This window comes from Streptomyces sp. E2N166 (assembly GCF_003671715.1).
Classification (GTDB): domain Bacteria; phylum Actinomycetota; class Actinomycetes; order Streptomycetales; family Streptomycetaceae; genus Streptomyces; species Streptomyces thinghirensis.
Genome location: NZ_RAIF01000006.1, coordinates 217342 through 219680, shown reverse-complemented (window position 1 = coordinate 219680; position 2339 = coordinate 217342). Strand labels below are relative to the sequence as shown.

Here is a 2339-nt window from a genome sequence, read left to right as displayed (position 1 = left end):
GAGCTCGCCCGTGACTCCGGGCGCCACTGGATTCAGTGCGTGGTCAAGGACGTATGCAGCGGTGTTGGCCACCGGCTGTCCGATGGGAGGGTCGGCCAAGGTGGTGCTGTCGAGTTCGGCGGCGGTTGCCCAAATGGTCGCCTCGGTCGGGCCGTAGAGGTTGGTCACGGACAAGCCGACGTCATGCAGGTCGGTCGCCAGCGTGCCCGGCAGAGCCTCTCCGCCCACCAGGACATGCAGCTGCCCCGGATCGAGGGCACCCGCTGCGGCGAGCTCGCGCCAGAGGCTGGGGGTGGCCTGAAGGTGGGTGGCCCGGGTGCCGACGATGAGGCGCCGGAGGGCATCAGGTTCCTGCACGGTGCGCTTGTGGACGAGCGTGACTTGCGCACCTGCCAGCAGTGGCAGGAAGATCTCCAGCCCGGCGATGTCAAAGCTGACGGTGGTCACGGAGAGCAGATGATCGTTCGTGGTCAGCGTGAAACGGTCCTGCATGTCCATGAGAAAGTTGCTCAGGCCGCGCAGCGGTACGACAACGCCCTTGGCCCGTCCGGTCGAGCCGGAGGTGTAGATGATGTACGCCGGGCTGTCGGGCGTCGGCTCAGGGCCGTGCAGGTCGGTCGTGGTCAGGGGCTCGGCTGATGCGGACTGCAGTGCGTGAACTGTGCGAGCGTCGTCCAGGAGCATCGTGCGGACATAATGCCGCCCCTCAGCGTCCCGCAGTCGGGGCGCGGTCTCCTCGGTCGCCAGCGCGAGGACGGTGCCTGCGTCGCCCAGCATGTACGTGATGCGGTCCGCGGGGTAGTCGGGGTCGATGGGCAGGTATGCCGCCCCCGCCTTGAGTACGGCGAGCAGACTGACTACCAGGTCGAGTGAGCGCGGCAGGGCGACCGCGACGAAGCGTTCAGCGCATGCGCCACGCTCGGCCAGCAGCCGGGCCAGCCGGTTGGCACGGCCGTCGAGCTCGGCGTACGTCAGGCCCTGGCCGTCGCAGGACAGCACGGTGGCGTTAGGGGTCCTGGCCGCCTGCTCCTCGAACTGCGCGATGACGGACTTGGCCGGAATCTCCCGAGTGATGCCGTTCCAGTCCACGAGGAGCTGCCGCCGTTGTTCGGCGCTCAGTATGTCGAGCTGGTTCAGTGGTGTGTCTGGATGCGTCGTGACCATGTCGAGGACGCGCAGAAGACGGTCGGTGAGTGCCCGTACGGTGTCGGCATCGAAGAGGTCGGTGCTGAACGTTACGCCTCCGGGCATACCCCCGGGCATCTCGCCTGCGGGCTCGTCGAAGAAGAACGACAGATCGAACCGGGCTGCGGGTGACTCGTTGGGTTCCAGCTGGACGGACAGGCCGGGCAACTGGAACAGCGGTTGGTCCTCCCCGCTCATGTGCGCGTTGCGCACGGTCAGCATCACCTGGAAGAGGGGGTGGTGGGCCAGGCTGCGGGTGGGGTTGAGGTGCTGGACGAGACGTTCGAAGGGAAGATCCTGATGGGTGTACGCGTCGAGGTCGGTCTCCCGCACGCGGCGCAGAAGCTCCTGGAACGTCGGGTTGGCGCTTGTGTCGGTGCGTAGCACGAGTGTGTTGAGGAAGAAGCCGGCCAGCTCCTCGACGGCGTCGTCGGTGCGTCCGGTGATGGGAGTGCCGATGGGGATGTCGTGACCGGCGCCGTGCCGGGTGAGCAGCGCGGCGACGGCGGCCTGGATCACCATGAACACGCTGCTGTGGTTGTCCCGGGCGAGCCCCTTCAGCCGCTCATGAATGTGGGGCGGAATGGTGAAGCTGACGAGGCCGCCCTGATAGGAGGCTACGGCGGGCCGCGGGCGATCAGTGGGAAGGTCGAGCTGATCCGGAATGCCGTCCAACTGCTTTCGCCAGTAGTCGAGCTGCCGCGAGATTCCGCTGTCGCTGTCCTCGTCCGAACCGAGAACATCGTGCTGCCACAGTGCATAGTCGGCGTACTGCACAGGGAGCTGGTTCCACTGCGGCGGCTGACTCCGGCTGCGAGCGGTATAGGCCGTGGTGAGATCCCGAGCCAGTGGCGTTATGGACCATGCGTCGCTGGCGATGTGGTGGAGGAGCAGGAGGAGTACGTGCTCGTTGTCGTTGAGGCGGAACAGCGCGGCGCGGATGGGTATTTCGCTGGTCAGGTCAAAGGTGTGTGCGGCGGCTTCGGCGAGTTCCTGGCTGAGTGCCTTCTCGTCGGTGTCAGTTATGGGGAGCGCGACTTCGGCCTGGCTGGCGGGGAGGATGGTCTGGTGGGCGCCGCGGTGGTCCTCGGTGTAGAGGGTGCGGAGGGTTTCGTGGCGGGTGGTGAGGTCGTGGAGTGCTTGGGTGAGGGCGT

1 protein-coding gene is annotated in these 2339 nt (G+C 66.7%); it reads right to left on the bottom strand.

Features of this window, described 5'->3' with window-relative positions:
- Nucleotides 1-2339 (bottom strand): condensation domain-containing protein (locus tag EBH09_RS38400; protein ID WP_238697132.1); only part of this gene is annotated, 2339 nt, incomplete at both ends.